The organism is uncultured Draconibacterium sp. (assembly GCF_913063105.1).
In the GTDB taxonomy this organism is placed as follows: domain Bacteria; phylum Bacteroidota; class Bacteroidia; order Bacteroidales; family Prolixibacteraceae; genus Draconibacterium.
This window is the reverse complement of the sequence record NZ_CAJXYQ010000003.1, coordinates 204,925-222,621: the sequence shown is the minus strand read 5'-3', so window position 1 is coordinate 222,621 and position 17,697 is coordinate 204,925. Positions and strand designations below refer to the sequence as shown.

Genomic DNA, 17,697 nt, shown 5'->3' with positions numbered 1-17,697 from the left:
AAACCCGACAGAATTCATTCCATCGGGCTTTTAATTATAATCTTCTCTCTATTTTATTTTACTTCTCCGTTGGCTACCAGCCACTCAGCAATCTGAACTGCGTTAAGTGCGGCACCTTTTTTAATCTGATCGCCAACACACCAGAAAGTAATGCTATTCGGATCGGTAACATCCTGGCGGATACGGCCTACGTAAACATCATCTTTACCCGATACGAACAAAGGCATTGGGTATTCGTTTTTGGCCGGGTTATCAATTACTGTTAAACCTTCAAATTCTTCAAAAGCTTTTGTTACAGCCTCTGCAGAAAGTGGTCCTTCAGTTTCTACCCAAATGGCTTCAGAGTGTGCCCGGGCAACCGGAATACGCACACAAGTTGCACTCACCTCTGCATCGGTGTGCATTATTTTTTTGGTTTCCCAGTTCATTTTCATCTCTTCCTTGGTGTAATCGTTATCCAAGAAAACATCAATGTGCGGGATAATATTCATGGCCAACTGGTGTGCAAATTTATTTACAGTAACCGGCTTACCTTCAACAACTTCTTTGGTTTGCTCTTCCAGTTCGGCAATTCCCTGCGCCCCGGCACCACTAGCCGCCTGGTAAGTGGCAACGCGCACACGCTTAATCTTCGACATGTCTTCAATTGGCTTTAGTGCCACTACCATTTGTATGGTTGAACAGTTTGGGTTGGCAATAATATTGCGCGGACGATTTTTTGAATCCGCTGCATTTACCTCAGGCACAACCAATGGTACATCATCATCGTAACGAAATGCGCTTGAGTTATCAATCATAATTGCACCGTGTTTGGTAATGGTTTCGGCATATTCTTTCGAAACGCCTGCCCCTGCAGATGTTAATGCAATATCAATATCTTTAAAATCGTCGCCATGTTTAAGCTCCTTAACTGTTAGCTGTTTACCCTTAAATTCGTAAGTTTTGCCCGCACTACGTGCCGAACCAAAAATTACCAACTCGTCCATAGGAAAATCTCTCTCGGCCAACACTTTCAGGAACTCTTGCCCAACAGCGCCGCTCACGCCAACAATTGCAACTTTCATCTTTGAATTTTTAAAAAATTTATAGTCTTTTCTGTCTAAATGTGCGCCAAAGTTAGTATTTTGCTTCTAATTGTAAACGCGATGAAACCCAATCTTCTAAAATTATTAACATACTCTTTTATCCTGTTTTTTAGCCCGGTACTCGCACAGGAAATCTGGCACGAAAGTTTTTCTGTTCCCGACAAAGGCGTTTGGGGTACTGGTGATGAAAACGTCATTTTTTCTGACTTTGAGGGCATCAGCAACTGGTCGTTAAATTATGAACAGGTGATGCTCGATAACGAAGACGATTATGCCAAAACGGTTTCAACATCAGGCGGACGGTTTGAATGCCGCGACATTAATGGCGAAGTGATCTGGCAATCAGAGGTGATTGATATTTCAGCTTACAAAAATATTACTATTCAACTTGATGCTAACGAAACCGGAAGCGGTGCCAACGAAACCACCAAATACCTGAAAGCATTTTATGTGCTCGATAATGGCGAAGAACAAGCTTTTGAAACCAATGGCGATAATCGGGGAAACTGGGGGCAGGCTGTTGCCCAACAATCCGGGATTAACGGAACAACCCTTCAAATTGTAGTTTATTTAAATAACCATTACGCCTCCGATAAGGTAATTCTTGACGAAGTGATTGTTTCGGGTGAAGAGAAAAACCCGGTAATTATCAAACCTGGAGACCTTGTTTTGAACGAGGTACTTTTTAACCCGGTACCGGATGGTGAAGATTATGTGGAAATTTATAACAATTCGGAAAAAGAAATACCGCTGAACAAACTTTACCTTGCCTCGCGCGACAACGACATGGAACTTACGCAAGTGTATGCGCTCACCAGCGAACGGAAAAAACTCCCTCCAAACAAATACCTGGCGCTTACCAAAGATACGCTTGGTGTTTTTCCGTGGTTCGAGATAAAGTGCCCGGAATGTTTTCTGCAAATGGAAAAATTTCCATCGTTCAATAACGATGATGATTACGTGGTTCTGCTATACAGCGATATGGAAATTATAGATGAATTTTACTACTACGAAAAAATGCATTCACCTATTTTTTACGATCGCGAGGGGATTGCGCTCGAACGTATTTCATTTACACAGCCAACAAACGAAGCACAGAACTGGCATTCGGCATCAACACAATCGGGTTACGGAACACCCGGTTACCAGAACTCACAAATCATGAATGAGGAAGCACAAAAAATATCAGTTACTTTTCAGCCGGAGGCTTTTTCGCCGAACAATGATGGTTACAACGATACATACTCTATCGATTTGTTAATGGATAGCCCCGGGTATTTTTGTAACATTTTGATTTTTGATACCGCCGGACGACGCCTGTGTAAATTGGCTGACAATTCGGTTTTGGGAACGCACGAACAAATCTCATGGAATGGAGAAGATGACGCAGGAAACAGCTTGCCAATCGGCCCCTATATTGTTATGGTTGAAGTTTTTAATACCGACGGAACAGTGGAGCGTTTTAAAGACGGAGTGGTTTTAACCGATCGATTTGAATAATAATCTGTAACTTTTTCACCTTTAACCTTACCAACAAAACAAAAACAACATTCAACTAGTAAATACATAATTGTGCTGTATGAAAAAAAACTTCTTCTACTTTGGCTGGCGCGAATTTCTGCGGTCGGCATCGAAAAACAAGAACATGGCCACCAAGGGCATTTTGATCTTTTTTGCCATTTACTTTTCGCTGGTGGCTTTTTTTATGGGCTTCCAGCTTACCGAAAAACTAAAAGACCTCGAAAATCCGATTCAGGCTTTTAACGCCTTGCTACTGGTGTACTTCGGTTTCGAGCTGGTTTTGCGAATCATGATCCAAAACCTGCCCACCTTTGGGTTTCAGCCCTTTTTACTGTTGCCGGTAAAACGCAAACGTATTGCGCGATACATGCTTAATAAATCGTTGCTGCACTTTTTTAATGTACTACCATTAATACTTGGGCTGCCATTTGTTATCCGTATTGCAGCACCAACATTGGCACCTCCCGTATTTTGGGCCTGGCTGGCAGCGCTATTTTTTATGATCTTTGTAAATCATTTTCTGGCACTTTACATTAAATGGCGCACCAACGAATCGGACATCCTGTTTTACAGTTTCCTGGGATTAGCTGCCGGTTTAACTGCCATTGATTATTTTAATGTTGTTGACCTGACAGGAGGCTTTGGCAAGATCTTCCATTTTATTGTGGCAAATCCATACGCCGCTGTGATTTTCCCATTAGCAATAGTTGCACTATACTTTTTAAACCAATCGTATATCAACAGCCGTTTTTACCTCGACGAACTCAGCAAAAAGAAAAAAGAAGGCTCGACACACGATTTTTCGTGGCTAAATAATGTTGGCGACTATGGTAAAATGTTGTCCTTAGAGGTAAAAATGATTATGCGCAACAAACGGTCAAAAAATACAGCCATGATGTCGGTGCTCTTCCTTTTTTACGGACTTTTAATTTATAAACCCAACGGCGATGAAGCAGTGCCTGAGTTTATTATTGTTCTAGGAGGCATGTTTATGACCGGAATTTTCAGTATGATGTACGGTCAGTTCTTCCCGGCATGGCACGGAAAATATTACCCTTTGCTAATGGCACAAAACGTGCGGATGAAACAGGTTATTCAATCGGCCTTCTTCTTAATGGCGGTAACAAATGTAATTTTCTACCTGCTCTCGTTAGGTTACATGTACATTTCGCCAAAAGTGCTTTACATTCATTTTGTGGTAATGCTTTATAATATTGGTGTAAACTCGTGGGTAATTTTTGCGCTTGGCCTCAACAGCAAAAAAGCCATCGAGCTCAATCAAAGGGCAGCATTTAACTATCAGGGTGTTGGAGCTACACAGTGGCTAATGTCCTTCCCCGTAATTTTTGGCCCGCTGGCATTTTTCGGGCTACTTTCGTGGGCATTTGGTAATACCGTTGCCTACATCGTTCTGGCATCTTTAGGTTTAATCGGAATCATTCTACACCCTCGTTTAATCGACTATTTTACCGGTCAGTACCTAAAACGAAAACATAAAATGATATACAATTATAAGTCAAGCTAAAAATTAATTGCACGCAGATGCCGCTGATTTCGCAAAGTAAACTTAGAATTAAAAATCTGCGACTATCCGCGCAATCGGCGAGAAAACAATCCGAGTTAGAAAAAAAATAACCATATGCCGGAAGCACGAATCTTCCAACTTCGTTCTTCCAGCTTCAAACTTTTAAAATCATGATACAAGTAAATAGCTTACAAAAAATATACAACGGAACAACAGTTCTGAATTTAAACGAACTGAACATTGCCAAAGGCGAAGTATTTGGCTTGGTTGGTAACAACGGAGCCGGAAAAACAACTTTCTTTTCATTGGTTCTCGACCTGATTCGGGCCAGCAAAGGAGAAGTAGTTATCAACGGAATCCAGGTTTCGAAAACTGAAGAGTGGAAAGAGCTGGTAGCTGCATACATCGACGAAAGTTTTACGATTGGCTACCTCACCCCCGATGAGTATTTCGAATTTATTGGCGAACTCAGAGGAATGAATGCAAAAGATGTTACCAATTTTCTGGAAGATTACACCGACTTCTTTAAGGACGAAATTTTGGGTAAAAAGAAATTTATTCGCGACCTGTCGAAAGGAAACCAGAAAAAAGTTGGTGTGGTTGGGGCACTGATGGGAAACCCCGAAGTGATTGTTCTGGACGAACCTTTTGCTAATCTCGACCCATCATCGCAATACCAACTGCGGAATATTATTAAAGCCTATGCCGAGCAAAAAGAAAAAACATTACTGATTTCGAGCCACGACCTGGACCACGTTGCCGATGTTTGCTCGCGCATTGTAATTTTAGATAAAGGTGAAATTGTTCGCGATGTGGAACGAACCGATTCAACACTGGCCGAACTGGAAGAGTTTTTTACCGGTGTACGAAAAGAAGAATCGCTTCCGGAATAAAAGCCATCTTCCAGAAAACCCGAATTTAGTAGCATTGAAAAGGAGTATAGGAATACGCGATATTTTTCACTATTTTTATTTTCCTTTTTTAATGCTACAACGAATGGAAAATCAAAATCAACAAATCGAACAGGCTTATTCAAAAATGGCTCAATTGTGCAGCCGTTCAGAGCAGTGTTCTTCCGACATCCGTAAAAAAATACTAACCTACGAAATTGTAGACGAGATTGTAGATGAAATCATCGAAAAACTGATTGCTGAAAAATACATTGACGATGAACGATACGCCAAAGCATATGTGAACGACAAATTCAAGTTTAACAAATGGGGCCGCGTAAAAATTCGTCATTACCTGCGCCAAAAAGGACTTTCGGATACTACCATTGAAAAAGGACTTGAAAAAATTGACGAAGAACAATACATTAAGGTGCTGGTAAAAACCATGAAAGACAAAGCCAAAACAATTAAAAAGAAAGACAAATTCACAAAAATGGGACAAATAATCAGGTACACACAAGGTCGTGGGTTCGAGCCTGAACTGATTCACCGACACATGAATCTCGTTCTCGATTAATCACCAGCAACCCTTTTACCAAAACTCAAAACAAGCCTGCCACATACGCAACCCCTGCATCCTGAACTGCATCTAAATACAAACAAAACACAATGTATAAATATTTTATGGCGGCATGCCTTTTATTGCTGATAAGTTTTTCGTGCGTTGATGACTCTCCTGAAGCAAACGATATAATGGGTAGCTGGAACTGGCTAAGCAGCACCGGAGGAATTGCAGGAATTACATTTACACCTGAAGACACAGGAGAAAACATTGTTTTTGAGTTTACCACCGATTCGGTTTTCAGGCAGTACCGAAACGACACATTGGTTTCCGATACAAATTTTAGCATCATAACCTCAACATCAATTTACAATCACGAACAAACAAAAATGATTGAAATCAGCGGTAGTTTCAGGCGTTCTTTCTCATTTTCAACGTCTGGCGAACTTATTCTGTCCGACGAAGTTTACGATGGTTATATCAGCAGGTATAAACGCATTAGATAATTTTTTTTGGCATAAGCATCGGGTGGTGTTTACAAAAAGCTGCGCCCAAAAAAATCTTGTTAACTTTGCCGTCCGTACAAAAACAATTACAAATGATTTTAAAGGAACAGGTAAAAGACCTTGTTGAGCGCCGGGATGCGCTGAGGAGGCATCTTTGACTACGATGCAAAACTGGTAGAACTTGAAGAAGAAGAACTAAAAACCCAGGATCCTGAATTTTGGAATAACCCAAAAGACGCCGAGGCCCAAATGAAACTTATCCGCACCATAAAAGTGTGGACCGACGGTTTTAAGAAAGTACATGGAGCTACCGAAGATTTTTTGGTGCTTTACGAGTTTTTTGAAATGGAAGAAGCCAGCGAAGAAGAAGTGGATACTGCTTTTGCTGAAACCCTTCAACTAATTGAAGACCTGGAAACCCAAAACATGCTTCGCAACGAAGAAGACCGACTGGGAGCAGTACTGCGGATTAATGCAGGAGCAGGCGGAACGGAAAGTAACGACTGGGCCGATATGCTGTTTAGGATGTATACCCGCTGGATTGAAAAGCAAGGCTATAAAATGAAAATAGCCGACATGCAGGCCGGCGACGAAGTTGGGGTAAAAAGCTGCACTATTGAGATTGAAGGCGAGTTTGCCTACGGTTACCTAAAAAGCGAAAACGGCGTACACCGCCTGGTTCGTTTGTCGCCGTTTAATGCACAAAATAAACGAATGACATCTTTTACCTCGGTATATGTTTCGCCACTGGTTGACGACACCATCGAAGTGGAAATTAATCCGGCAGATATTAGCTGGGACACTTTCAGAAGTGGTGGTGCCGGCGGACAAAATGTAAATAAAGTAGAAACCGGTGTTCGTTTGCGCCACGCCCCCACCGGAATTACCATTGAAAATACGGAAAGCCGCTCGCAACTGGGCAATAAAGAAAATGCACTTCGGCTATTAAAGTCGCAACTTTACGAATTGGAATTGCGCAAACGCTACGAAAAAACGGCTGAAATTGAGTCGCAGAAAAAGAAAATTGAGTGGGGATCGCAAATCAGGTCGTATGTATTGCAACCCTACAAGATGGTGAAAGACCTGCGTACTGGCTTTGAAACCGGAAATGTTAATGCCGTTCTGGATGGCGAACTCGATGGCTTTATAAAAGCGTACCTTATGGAATTTGGAGGACAATAATTAACAGAATTGCCCGCTTTTATCTTGCAATTTTCACCGGCTTTTTACATCTTGTAAGAGTTGATAATTTAATTTCTAACACTACAATATTGCGCACTCATGTATTCAAAAGAAAAATTTATAAATCGGGAAATAAGTTGGTTGTCGTTTAACGAGCGGGTGCTGCAGGAAGCACAGGATCCGAACACACCCCTGTTCGAACGAATTCGTTTCATTGGAATTTTTTCCAATAACCTCGATGAATTTTTCAGGGTAAGAGTTGCTGCTGTGCGCCGGATGGTTTCATTGGGAAAAGACGAAGAAAACCTTCTCGGCCAATTGACTCCCGGGGAGCTGCATAACAACATCCAGAAAATAGTTAACGAACAACAAAACAAAGTACAGGAAATTTATTCAGGCATATTAACCGAGCTTGAAGAAAATAACATTTTCATTATAAACGAAAAAGACCTAAGCGAAAAGCAAGGTGCTTTTGTACGTAGCTATTTTTACGAAAAAGTTTTGCCCAACCTGGTTCCTATTATGTTGAGCAAAAAAAATAAATTTCCGTACCTGCGCGACCGTTCGGTTTACCTGGCAGTTAAACTGTGGAGCAGCAATGACCCAACAGAATTTGCCTATTCGCTTATTCGAATACCCGGACGCTCGGTTCCGCGTTTTTTAGTATTGCCATCAGAAGGAGAAAAACAATTCGTCATCTTTCTTGACGACATCATTCGTTTCTGTATGAACGATATCTTTTTCTATTTTGATTATGACGTGCATGAAGCTTACACCATAAAAATTACCCGCGATGCCGAACTCGACTTGGATGATGACATTTCGAAAAGTTTTGTAGAAAAGATGAGTCAAAGTTTGAAAAAACGTAAAAAAGGGAAACCGGTTCGTTTAATTTACGACCGGGAAATGCCCGATGACTTGTTAAAATTTCTGCTAAAAAAAATGAAAATGGCAGAAGGGAGCGATGCTGTTCCCGGCGGGCGTTACCACAACCATAAAGATTTTATGAACTTCCCGGAGATTGGGAAAAAGGAACATTTTTACCCCAAACTTCCGCCTTTCCGCCACAAGGATTTGCCACCTTTTACCAGTATAATGAAAATGATGCGACAAAAAGACATTATGCTTCATTATCCGTACCAAACATTTAACCACCTAATTGATTTTATACGCGAAGCTGCTATCGATCCGTCGGTTAAAGAAATTGGACTAACCATTTACCGGGTGGCACCGGCCTCAAAAGTGGTTAATGCCCTTTTAAATGCCGTGCGCAACGGGAAAAAAGTTACAGTTGTTGTTGAACTTCAGGCAAGGTTCGACGAGGAAGCCAATATTTTTTGGTCGAACAAATTGCAGGAAGAAGGAGCCGACGTTATTAACGGAGTGCCTGGAATGAAAGTACACAGTAAGCTGGCCTGGGTGCAACGAAAAGAAGAAGGAGGTATGCGCAATTACGCCTACATTGGCACCGGAAATTTTCATGAAGGAACTGCACGTGTTTATGCCGATGACGGATTACTTACCGCTGATGCCCGACTTGCCAATGAAGTAGAAAAAGTGTTTGAATTTTTTAAACAAAACTACCAACACTTCGATTACAAACACCTTGTTGTAAGCCCGTTTAATATGCGAAAACAGTGGGAAAAAAACATTGACCATGAAATAGAACTGGCTAAACAGGGCAAACCCGCATGGATGATATTGAAAATGAACAGCCTGATAGATCCGAAAATGATGAAAAAAGTGTACCAGGCAGCTCAAGCCGGGGTAAAAACAAAACTCATTGTCAGAGGTATCTTTGGCTTACAAATTGGGCTAAATGGTTTTAGCGAAAATATTCAGGCAATTAGTATTGTTGACAAGTACCTCGAACATTCACGCATTTTTCTGTTTGGAGCCGGTGGAGAAGAAAAAATGTACATCTCATCGGCCGATTGGATGCCGCGCAACCTGAACCGGAGGGTAGAAGTGGCTTGCCCTATTTACGATGAGAGTATAAAAAACGAATTAAAACAAATGCTGGAGATTCAGCTAAAAGACAATACCAGGGCCCGAATTCTTGATCCGGAGTTGAGTAATAATTACGCAAAACATAACGGAGAAAAAAACTACAGGGCACAGGAAGATTATTACAATTATATTAAGTCGATTACCAGTTAAAGCATTAATACAGAAAGCATAAACCAGAATTATTAGAAATATGAAAATATACCATAATCCACGATGCTCGAAAAGCCGTAAAGGCTTGCAATACCTTGAAGATAAAGGCTGCAAAGTTGAAGTTATAAAATACCTTGCTGATGGTTTAAGCCAGGAAGAGCTTACAGAAATAATTGCTAAGACCGGCAAAAAACCTTTCGACTTTGTTCGGCAACATGAACAAGATTACAAAGAACAGTACAAAGGGAAAATTTTAAGCGATGAGGAATGGATAAAGGTATTGGTTGAAAACCCCAAATTGCTGCACCGACCAATTGTGGTAAATGGCGACAAAGCCGTTTTGGGCAATCCGCCTGAAAATATTGATGACATTCTATAAATAACAAAGCCGGGCGTTACGTGTTTCGCGTTTAACACCGCTTAAGGCATTAGGCAAAAAAAAGAGGCTGTACAAAAATTTGCACAGCCTCTTTTTTATATTTTCAAACCCGATTTTACAATCCTAATTTTTCTTTTACCAATCCCGGAATTTCGCGTGGTTCTTTAGCCACCGGAACATTGGCAGCTTTAAAAGCTTTTATTTTTTCTTCAGCAGTACCCGATCCACTCGAAATAATTGCTCCGGCATGCCCCATCCGTTTTCCCGGAGGTGCCGATTGGCCGGCAATAAATGCCACCACAGGTTTTGTCATCTTCTCTTTAATAAAACGGGCTGCCTGCTCTTCTGCATCGCCGCCAATTTCGCCAATTACAACCACCGCTTCTGTTGCCGGATCATTTTCATACATTTCCAGTAAGTCGATAAAATACAGACCTGAAACGGCATCGCCACCAATACCCACACAAGTTGTTTGGCCAAGCCCGCTTTCGCTAAGCATATTAACCACCTCGTATGTTAATGTACCCGAACGCGAAATTAAACCTACATTTCCTTTTTTAAAGATCATTGCAGGCAAAATACCAATCAAACATTCATCAGGGGTTATTAATCCCGGACAGTTGGCTCCAACCAGTTTTGTTCCGTTTTTTTGTAATACCGGTGTAACACGAATCATATCCTGAACCGGTACATGCTCGGTAATACAAACAACTAACTTTACCCCGGCGTAACTGGCTTCCATAATGGCGTCCGCCGCAAACGGCGCCGGAACAAAAATTACCGACGCATCGGCACCGGTGGCTTTCACTGCATCTTCAACGGTGTTAAAAACCGGAACTCCTTCAACCTGTTGCCCGGCCTTTCCGGGCGAAGTACCACCCACTACCTGGGTACCATAAGCTTTCATTTTGGCCGTATGAAATGCACCGTCGCGGCCGGTAATCCCCTGAACGATTACTTTTGTATCTTTATTTATTAGTATGCTCATTTTCTTCCTCTTTAAACGTTTACGCCTATTTTTTACTTAACTCGATGGCTTTTTGTGCTGCTTCGCGCATGGTTTTTACAACCGGCAAACCTGTTTGTTCAATAATTTCAAGTCCTTCTTTGGCATTGGTCCCCGAGAGGCGAATTACAATGGGCACATCAGTATTTATCTGGTCTAGTGCTGCAACCAATCCACGGGCAACATCATCGCAACGGGTAATTCCACCAAAAATATTTATCATTACTGAGTTTACATTTTTGTCGCTAAGCAATATATTCATGGCATCGATAACCTTCTGCGGATTCGACGAACCACCAATATCAAGGAAATTGGCAGGTTCTCCACCGTAAAGTTTTATCATATCCATGGTTGCCATTGCTAAACCGGCCCCATTTACCATGCAACCAATATTGCCATCCAACTTAATATACGACAGGCCCTTGGCATTGGCTTCAATCTCCTTTTGTTCATCTTTATCCGCTTCACGCATGGCAATAATATCTTTCTGGCGGAATAAAGCATTATCATCAAAATTCATTTTACCGTCAATGGCCAGCACTTGCTTATCGGGAGTAAGAACCAGCGGATTTATTTCAGCCAGCGACGAATCTGTTTCGATGTACAATTGATATAATTTTACCAGAATATCAGCACATTGGCGAATTTGCTTCGGATCGCTAAATAACTGCAAGGAGATTTTCCGTGCTTGCCAGGGCATCAGTCCCATAGCCGGGTCGATGGTCAATTTTATAATTTTTTCAGGCGATACTTTTGCAACTTCCTCAATTTCAACACCACCTTCGGCACTGGCCATTAGTGTAACGGATTTGGTATTGCGGTCGTTAATCAGCCCCACATAAAACTCTTTTTCAATGTCAACAGCATCGGCAACCAGTATTTTTTCTACAGTAATTCCTTTAATGTCCATTCCCAGAATCTGCTTTGCCTTTTCAATTGCTTCGGCTTTTGTGGTGGCTAGCTTTACTCCACCTGCTTTACCTCTACCGCCTACATGTACCTGGGCTTTTACCACACGCAGCTTGTCTTTGTCCGATACTTTCTTTTTTACTTCATCAACCGAATGGCACACAACACCTTCCGGCACAGGAATCCCGTACTTCCTGAATAAATTTCGGGCTTGATATTCGTGAATCTTCATCTTATTAATTGTTTACAGCTAACAGCCGGATAAAGTTTGGCCACAGCAGAATGACAATTTTACTGCAGTTAGTTTACTTTCGACTTTCAGCTTTTTTTAAAAATTATCGTTAAATGTAACGAATATTTAACCGTTGAGCCCCGCATTTTGTTCTGAAAATTTTATGACCTACAACACATTTTTTGTGTAACAGAAATCACTTGATTGTAAAAATCTGCTAAAACAGACATCAGGCACAGAGCCACTTCATTTTTTTAACTTAGATTTGCACCACCAAGACAGTTATAATGAAAGAGACCATAAAACAAGTTATTGCACACGAAGCACAGGCAATACTGAATATTCCTGTTGAAGACGGCATGTTAGAGGCCATTGAATTAATTCACCGCCAGGTACATTTAAAGAAAGGCAAACTGGTTACCAGCGGAATGGGAAAAGCCGGGCAAATCGCCCTTAATATTGCCACCACATTCAGTTCAACCGGAACTCCTGCAGTATTTCTGCATCCGAGCGAATCGCAACACGGCGATCTTGGCGTGGTGCAGGAAAACGATGTTTTACTGGTTATCTCGAACTCGGGGAAAACGCGTGAAATTATTGAACTTATTGATTTGGCTGAAAATTTATATGCCGGACTTCCGTTAATTGTAATTTCGAGCAACCCGAAGGGGGTTTTGGCCCAAAATGCCGATGCTTTTATTTACACCGGTAACCCAAAAGAGGTGTGCCCCCTTGGCTTATCGCCCACAACATCAACAACCGTAATGACTGTAATTGGCGATGCCCTGGTTGTTTCGATGATGAACAAGATTGGTTTTACCAACGACGACTATGCCAAACGCCACCATGGTGGATACCTGGGAAGCAAATCGCGCTTACAAGCCAAAAACGACACAAAAAACAACCATTAGAACAAGTTAAACTAAACACTGAACTACCTTGTTACCTGCAACTTTTAACGATTAAAAACTGAAAAATGAGAATTACAAAAAAAAACACGGTAGGATTAATTATTGACATTCAGGAGCGTTTAATCGCTGCCATGCACAACAAAGACGAACTACTAAAAAATTGCGAGGTGCTAACCCAGGGATTGAAAGAACTAGAAGTTCCAATGCTGGTATCGCAACAATATACAAAAGGCCTTGGCGAGACTGTATCTGAAATTCAGGCAGCATTTGATGCGTTTTCTTACTTTGAGAAAAAAGATTTCAGCTGTTTTGACGTACCCGAAATTGCGGCAAAGCTAAAAGAAACTGGCGCCAAAAACATTATTATTAGCGGAATAGAATCGCATGTTTGCGTTTTACAAACTGCCATCGACCTAAAAGCAGCAGGTTTAAACCCGATTGTGGTAATTGACTGTGTATCGTCGAGAACACCTGCCAATATTGAATTAGCAAAAGAACGTCTTCGTTTTGAAGAAATTATGATGACATCCTATGAATCCATCCTTTTTGAACTAACGCGTTCGGCTGGAGATCATGCGTTCCGGGCTATTTCAAAACTGGTAAAATAAATCAACTAACCATTGCCTGATCATGTTGGGCAATGGCTTTTAACCTTGTTCTATGCTCGAAATTTGCGCCATAGCTTCAGGAAGTAACGGAAATTGTTATTATATCGGTAACGAAACCTCGGCCATACTAATTGATGCGGGTATTTCTACCAAACAAATCCTGCTACGGATGCAGGAACGCGGCCTCGATGCAAGCAAAGTAAAAGCCGTTTTTATTACACACGAACACAGCGACCATTTGCGTGGCGCCCGCGTGTTTGGGAAACGCTTACAGGTGCCAATTTACATGAGTGCCAAAACATTTGACGGCGCCTACAAAAACCTTCGTCCCTATTCTCCACGATTCTTTAACCACGAGGAAAATATTCCGATTGACGATTTTACTGTATACCCGGTATCCAAAAGCCACGATGCTGCCGATCCGTATTCGTTTAGAATTAAATACAACAACCTAAATATTGGTGTTTTTACCGATATTGGAGAAGCCTGCGAACAGGTAAAAGATCACATCAGTTATTGCCACGCTTTATTTCTTGAATCGAACTACGATGAAAAAATGCTTTGGGAAGGCGCTTATCCTTATTTTCTTAAGCAAAGGGTGGCCTCTAATGTCGGACACCTCTCAAACGACCAGGCTTTTGAGCTGCTCGACCAGCACACCAATGGCAACCTGGAGTGTGTTTTTCTGAGTCATATTTCGAAGGACAACAATACACCGGGAAAAGCCCTTGCCCGAATGGAAAGCCTTAAAACACGTTTCGACCTTAAAATTGCACCACGCTACGAAGCCAGCGAAGTGGTAAAAATTGGATAAAAAAAAGGATGCCAACCTTGCAAATGTTACCATCCTTTCTCCCTAATTATCAGTAGTGTTTTCTAATGATTCAGCAATTTACTGCTTAAGGTTTGTAAGGTCTCCTTTTTATTAACAGTTGGCACCAACACCGAAATATTATGCCGGCTGCCACCGTACGAAATCATACGGATTGGAATACCATCCAGCGCGTTAAATACCTTCGAGGCAAATCCCTTTTCCTCTTCAATAATATCGCCAACAATGCATACAATCGACATATCCTCATCAACCTCTACGGTACCAAACTTACCCAGGTCTTCTTTTATCTTGTTTAAATTGAGTGTATTATCAATGGTTAGCGAAACTGCGACCTCTGATGTCGAAATCATATCGATTGGAGTGCGGTACTTTTCAAAAACCTCAAAAATATTTTTCAGGAAACCATAGGCCATAAGCATTCGGCCTGACCTGATTTTTACTGCAGTAATACCGTCTTTTGCAGCTACCGCCTTAATTCCGCGTCCGTCTGAATCAGAAGTAATCAGCGTTCCTCCATCAGTTGGGTTCATGGTATTTTTTAAACGAACCGGAATATTTTGTATACGTGCAGGCAATACGGTTTGTGGATGTAGAATTTTTGCCCCGAAATAGGCCAGCTCGGCCGCTTCATTAAACGAAAGCTGCTCAATTTTTTGAGTATTTTCCACATATCGCGGATCGTTATTATGGAAACCATCAATATCTGTCCAAATTTGTATCTCGTCGGCATCAATGGCAGCTCCTATTAACGATGCTGTATAATCGCTTCCACCGCGTTGCAAGTTATTAATTTCGCCATTGGCATCTTTGCAAATAAAACCTTGTGTAATGTAATAATCAGCTTCGCCAATTTTCTGAAACACGGCTTTAATATTATCGCGAATAAAATGAAGATCAGCTGCTTTGTCTTCATCAATTTTCATAAAATCAAGCGCCGGCAAAAGCTTGGTGCGGTGGCCATTTTCGTTCATTAACAGGGTTACCAGGTTGGTTGAAATTAGCTCACCCTGCGCAAGTATTGTATTTTCGCCCACCAGGTTGAAGGTTCCTGAAGTAAATGACTTTATGGTAGTAAAGGCTTCATGAACCACTTGCAAACCTTTCTTCTTATTATCATCGGAGGTAAAGAGTTCTTCAACTACCTGTTTGTATTTGTCTTCGAGCTTCCCAATAAAAATACGTGCTGTATCCTTGTTCTTTTTATACAAATAGTTAGCTATGTCAACCAACGAATTTGTAGTTCCCGACATGGCTGATAGTACCACAATCTTTTGCTCGCCATCGGTTACCAGGTTCATTACAGCCCGCATATTTTCGGGTGAGCCTACCGATGTTCCTCCGAATTTTAAAACTTTCATTCTCTTTTTATTTCAAAAATTTAGTGGTGCAAATATGAAGATTTTTTAACTGATAAGAAAAGCTTTTTCACTGATTTGTATATTTATTCATTTCTTTTGAATATATATTAACATTCAGGCTATGATATGTATCATAGCCAGGCCATTGAGCAAGCAAGAGGCAAAGGTTACATTTACGCGAAATAAAATCAGAATAGAATGAAACCAATAAGTATCCTAATCAGTATCCTTCTTTTATCTTTTTCGTTGGCATTTGCACAGGAAGAACCTGCATATCTTCTTATTAGCAAAAAGAATGAAACCCTGTCCGATGCAATTCATCGTACAAAATCGGCTCTTAGCGAATCAGGTTTTACCATTATCGGGGAGTACGCACCTGCCCAATCGGAAAATTTGGCCGTGGTATGCTATACACATCCCGAACTGGAAAAAATTGCACTTGGATTTAACGACCGAGGCGCTTTAGCTGCAACACTAAAAATTGGCTTTAAAAAAGAAAACGAGGCGCTGCAAATAAGCATGCTTAATCCGATGTATTTGTTCTATGCCTATTTCGTTAAGGATATAAACCAACAGGAAGATGCATTACGCAAAATTTCGGATGCTGCACTTGAGGCCATGCAAAATGTTGGACCTTTGAATCAGGTTTTTGGTGGCACACTCGACAAGAAAAAGTTGCAGAAGTACCATTATAAAGTTATGATGCCCTACTTTACTGATGCTGAAGAACTGAAAGTTTTTAATTCATTTGAAGATGGACTTGCTACTATCCAAAAGAATCTACAGGCAGGAAAAAGTGAAACACAACAGGTTTATGAGTTGATTTACAAAGAAAAGGAAGTAGCTGTTTGGGGCGTTGCACTAAATAGCAGCAACGATGGCGAAGCCCACTTTTTGCCAATTATTGGCGATAACCATGTGGCGGCTATGCCTTATGAAATTATTCTGCAGGGAAATACGGCCTCCATCCTGCCCGGAAAATACAGAATTGCACTGCACTGGCCAGAACTTACCATGGGAACTTTTATGAAAATTATGAGCACTCCGGGCGACATTAAAAAGACGATGGAGCAACTCACCGAATAATTTCTGCTGGCTTCTGCCTAAGCTTTTCAATAAAAAACTCCACCACATCTTTTCCTGACGGGTTGGCAATACCAAGGGCCGGAGCATACACAAATGCTTCGGCGCCAACATCATCGGCTCTGTCTTTTAGTGCTTTGGCATGAAGCGGATGATGGTGAAGTTCATCTTCGTTGGCAGGAATGCCCCCTTCATAATGATTAAAAACAAAAAAAGGTGGCGCATCTGATGACATTTTAGCCAAAAAATCGAGCTCACTTCGGATTTGTTTTTGGGCATACACATCAATGCCTTCTGCCGATTTGAAACCAAAGACCCGCGCAATGGAAAGCAACTGTTCTTCTCCCTGATAAGGCGGAAAATGCAATAGTCCGGGCCACTGCAGAATGTCGTAGGTTGATTGTGTTGAAAATGCAGCAGCACATGCAATGCGAGTTGATTCGCGCAAAACAGGATCATCGTTTTCTGCATCGGCCATATCAGCTGAAAAAGCCAGCCACAAAGAGGTACCTGCACCTGCCGACCCCCCACAACAAGCAATACGTTTTTTATCGATATTGTAGCGCTTAGCCTGGCGTTTAATGTATTGCAAACAACGTTTCGAGTCGTTCATACTTCCCAAAATGCCATACGGAGGTTCGTTCATAAAACGGTAATTTATGCTTGCAACCGATATGCCGGCATCCAATAAACGTCCCCAGTCTTGCGAATCATAATACCGGCTTTTGTCTCCCCCAACAAAACCACCTCCATGAATATAAATTACCAAAGGCGTTGGTTCAACGGCATCTGCCAACCAAATATCGAAAGTATTCCGTTCATGTGCTCCATAGCGTTCGTTGGCGAAACTGGCCGGGGCTCCCTTGCAGTTGATTGCTTCAGGTAGTTCGTTCATTTTGATGTTTTAATTATTGGGCAAGGGCAAAGATAAGGGTTCAAATCTGT

Annotated in this window: 17 protein-coding genes; 12 read left to right on the top strand and 5 right to left on the bottom strand. The window is 41.4% G+C overall.

Annotated features, from left to right (window positions below):
• Nucleotides 1-53: 53 nt before the first annotated feature.
• Nucleotides 54-1,064, bottom strand: coding sequence for an aspartate-semialdehyde dehydrogenase (locus QZ574_RS04215; RefSeq protein WP_297087111.1), 1,011 nt, complete (start codon nucleotides 1,062-1,064; stop codon nucleotides 54-56).
• An 81-nt stretch (nucleotides 1,065-1,145) separates the two neighbouring features.
• On the opposite strand from QZ574_RS04215, the gene QZ574_RS04210 reads away from it, so the two are divergent.
• From QZ574_RS04210 to arsC, 8 genes are all read left to right on the top strand, one after another.
• Nucleotides 1,146-2,585 (top strand): lamin tail domain-containing protein, encoded by a 1,440-nt coding sequence (locus tag QZ574_RS04210; RefSeq protein ID WP_297087109.1) that lies wholly within the window; start codon nucleotides 1,146-1,148, stop codon nucleotides 2,583-2,585.
• Nucleotides 2,586-2,664: 79 nt separating this feature from the next.
• Nucleotides 2,665-4,131, top strand: coding sequence for a DUF5687 family protein (locus QZ574_RS04205; protein WP_297087107.1), 1,467 nt, complete (start codon nucleotides 2,665-2,667; stop codon nucleotides 4,129-4,131).
• Between the two features lie 170 nt (nucleotides 4,132-4,301).
• On the top strand, nucleotides 4,302-5,024 hold the full coding sequence (locus QZ574_RS04200) for an ABC transporter ATP-binding protein (protein WP_297087105.1): 723 nt from the start codon (nucleotides 4,302-4,304) through the stop codon (nucleotides 5,022-5,024).
• Nucleotides 5,025-5,127: 103 nt separating this feature from the next.
• Nucleotides 5,128-5,598 (top strand): regulatory protein RecX, encoded by a 471-nt coding sequence (locus tag QZ574_RS04195; protein ID WP_297087103.1) that lies wholly within the window; start codon nucleotides 5,128-5,130, stop codon nucleotides 5,596-5,598.
• A gap of 92 nt (nucleotides 5,599-5,690) precedes the next feature.
• A complete protein-coding gene (locus QZ574_RS04190; protein WP_297087101.1) occupies nucleotides 5,691-6,089 on the top strand; it encodes a hypothetical protein in 399 nt (132 codons plus the stop codon).
• 92 nt (nucleotides 6,090-6,181) lie between these two features.
• Nucleotides 6,182-7,271, top strand: a protein-coding gene (gene prfB, locus QZ574_RS04185) for a peptide chain release factor 2 (protein ID WP_297087099.1) whose coding sequence is annotated in 2 segments (ribosomal slippage) — nucleotides 6,182-6,244 and nucleotides 6,246-7,271 — 1,089 coding nt in all. Because the reading frame shifts where the segments join, the coding sequence is not laid out codon by codon here.
• 99 nt (nucleotides 7,272-7,370) lie between these two features.
• The gene (ppk1, locus tag QZ574_RS04180) at nucleotides 7,371-9,431 is read left to right on the top strand and encodes a polyphosphate kinase 1 (RefSeq protein WP_297087098.1); all 2,061 of its coding nucleotides are present in this window, start codon (nucleotides 7,371-7,373) and stop codon (nucleotides 9,429-9,431) included.
• A 40-nt stretch (nucleotides 9,432-9,471) separates the two neighbouring features.
• Nucleotides 9,472-9,810 carry an arsenate reductase (glutaredoxin) gene (gene arsC, locus QZ574_RS04175; protein WP_297087096.1) on the top strand — a complete coding sequence of 113 codons (339 nt, stop codon included), beginning with the start codon at nucleotides 9,472-9,474 and terminating at the stop codon, nucleotides 9,808-9,810.
• Nucleotides 9,811-9,925: 115 nt separating this feature from the next.
• Here arsC and sucD read toward each other — a convergent pair whose 3' ends face one another.
• Nucleotides 9,926-10,798 carry a succinate--CoA ligase subunit alpha gene (gene sucD / locus QZ574_RS04170; RefSeq protein ID WP_297087094.1) on the bottom strand — a complete coding sequence of 291 codons (873 nt, stop codon included), beginning with the start codon at nucleotides 10,796-10,798 and terminating at the stop codon, nucleotides 9,926-9,928.
• Nucleotides 10,799-10,823: 25 nt separating this feature from the next.
• Nucleotides 10,824-11,957 (bottom strand): ADP-forming succinate--CoA ligase subunit beta, encoded by a 1,134-nt coding sequence (gene sucC, locus QZ574_RS04165; protein WP_297087092.1) that lies wholly within the window; start codon nucleotides 11,955-11,957, stop codon nucleotides 10,824-10,826.
• A 287-nt stretch (nucleotides 11,958-12,244) separates the two neighbouring features.
• On the opposite strand from sucC, the gene QZ574_RS04160 reads away from it, so the two are divergent.
• From QZ574_RS04160 to QZ574_RS04150, 3 genes are all read left to right on the top strand, one after another.
• On the top strand, nucleotides 12,245-12,868 hold the full coding sequence (locus tag QZ574_RS04160; RefSeq protein WP_297087090.1) for an SIS domain-containing protein: 624 nt from the start codon (nucleotides 12,245-12,247) through the stop codon (nucleotides 12,866-12,868).
• A 65-nt stretch (nucleotides 12,869-12,933) separates the two neighbouring features.
• Complete coding sequence (locus tag QZ574_RS04155) at nucleotides 12,934-13,476, top strand: isochorismatase family protein (protein ID WP_297087088.1); 543 nt, start codon at nucleotides 12,934-12,936, stop codon at nucleotides 13,474-13,476.
• A 52-nt stretch (nucleotides 13,477-13,528) separates the two neighbouring features.
• Nucleotides 13,529-14,290 carry an MBL fold metallo-hydrolase gene (locus QZ574_RS04150; RefSeq protein ID WP_297087086.1) on the top strand — a complete coding sequence of 254 codons (762 nt, stop codon included), beginning with the start codon at nucleotides 13,529-13,531 and terminating at the stop codon, nucleotides 14,288-14,290.
• A gap of 62 nt (nucleotides 14,291-14,352) precedes the next feature.
• Here the strand turns inward: QZ574_RS04150 and QZ574_RS04145 are convergent, their stop codons facing one another.
• On the bottom strand, nucleotides 14,353-15,669 hold the full coding sequence (locus QZ574_RS04145; protein ID WP_297087084.1) for an aspartate kinase: 1,317 nt from the start codon (nucleotides 15,667-15,669) through the stop codon (nucleotides 14,353-14,355).
• 198 nt (nucleotides 15,670-15,867) lie between these two features.
• Here QZ574_RS04145 and QZ574_RS04140 point away from each other — a divergent pair, with 198 nt between their 5' ends.
• Nucleotides 15,868-16,755, top strand: a complete 888-nt coding sequence (locus QZ574_RS04140) for a hypothetical protein (protein WP_297087082.1) — start codon at nucleotides 15,868-15,870, stop codon at nucleotides 16,753-16,755.
• Here the strand turns inward: QZ574_RS04140 and QZ574_RS04135 are convergent.
• Complete coding sequence (locus QZ574_RS04135) at nucleotides 16,745-17,647, bottom strand: alpha/beta hydrolase (protein WP_297087079.1); 903 nt, start codon at nucleotides 17,645-17,647, stop codon at nucleotides 16,745-16,747. The two genes, QZ574_RS04140 and QZ574_RS04135, sit on opposite strands and share 11 nt — an antisense overlap.
• Nucleotides 17,648-17,697: the final 50 nt, after the last annotated feature.

What these genes read in the sequence shown, in the direction of transcription:
- QZ574_RS04215 (WP_297087111.1), bottom strand. Translation starts at nt 1,064, where the DNA reads ATGAAAGTTGCAATTGTTGGCGTGAGCGGCGCTGTTGGGCAAGAGTTC.
- QZ574_RS04210 (WP_297087109.1), top strand. Translation starts at nt 1,146, where the DNA reads ATGAAACCCAATCTTCTAAAATTATTAACATACTCTTTTATCCTGTTT.
- QZ574_RS04205 (WP_297087107.1), top strand. Translation starts at nt 2,665, where the DNA reads ATGAAAAAAAACTTCTTCTACTTTGGCTGGCGCGAATTTCTGCGGTCG.
- QZ574_RS04200 (WP_297087105.1), top strand. Translation starts at nt 4,302, where the DNA reads ATGATACAAGTAAATAGCTTACAAAAAATATACAACGGAACAACAGTT.
- QZ574_RS04195 (WP_297087103.1), top strand. Translation starts at nt 5,128, where the DNA reads ATGGAAAATCAAAATCAACAAATCGAACAGGCTTATTCAAAAATGGCT.
- QZ574_RS04190 (WP_297087101.1), top strand. Translation starts at nt 5,691, where the DNA reads ATGTATAAATATTTTATGGCGGCATGCCTTTTATTGCTGATAAGTTTT.
- ppk1 (WP_297087098.1), top strand. Translation starts at nt 7,371, where the DNA reads ATGTATTCAAAAGAAAAATTTATAAATCGGGAAATAAGTTGGTTGTCG.
- arsC (WP_297087096.1), top strand. Translation starts at nt 9,472, where the DNA reads ATGAAAATATACCATAATCCACGATGCTCGAAAAGCCGTAAAGGCTTG.
- sucD (WP_297087094.1), bottom strand. Translation starts at nt 10,798, where the DNA reads ATGAGCATACTAATAAATAAAGATACAAAAGTAATCGTTCAGGGGATT.
- sucC (WP_297087092.1), bottom strand. Translation starts at nt 11,957, where the DNA reads ATGAAGATTCACGAATATCAAGCCCGAAATTTATTCAGGAAGTACGGG.
- QZ574_RS04160 (WP_297087090.1), top strand. Translation starts at nt 12,245, where the DNA reads ATGAAAGAGACCATAAAACAAGTTATTGCACACGAAGCACAGGCAATA.
- QZ574_RS04155 (WP_297087088.1), top strand. Translation starts at nt 12,934, where the DNA reads ATGAGAATTACAAAAAAAAACACGGTAGGATTAATTATTGACATTCAG.
- QZ574_RS04150 (WP_297087086.1), top strand. Translation starts at nt 13,529, where the DNA reads ATGCTCGAAATTTGCGCCATAGCTTCAGGAAGTAACGGAAATTGTTAT.
- QZ574_RS04145 (WP_297087084.1), bottom strand. Translation starts at nt 15,669, where the DNA reads ATGAAAGTTTTAAAATTCGGAGGAACATCGGTAGGCTCACCCGAAAAT.
- QZ574_RS04140 (WP_297087082.1), top strand. Translation starts at nt 15,868, where the DNA reads ATGAAACCAATAAGTATCCTAATCAGTATCCTTCTTTTATCTTTTTCG.
- QZ574_RS04135 (WP_297087079.1), bottom strand. Translation starts at nt 17,647, where the DNA reads ATGAACGAACTACCTGAAGCAATCAACTGCAAGGGAGCCCCGGCCAGT.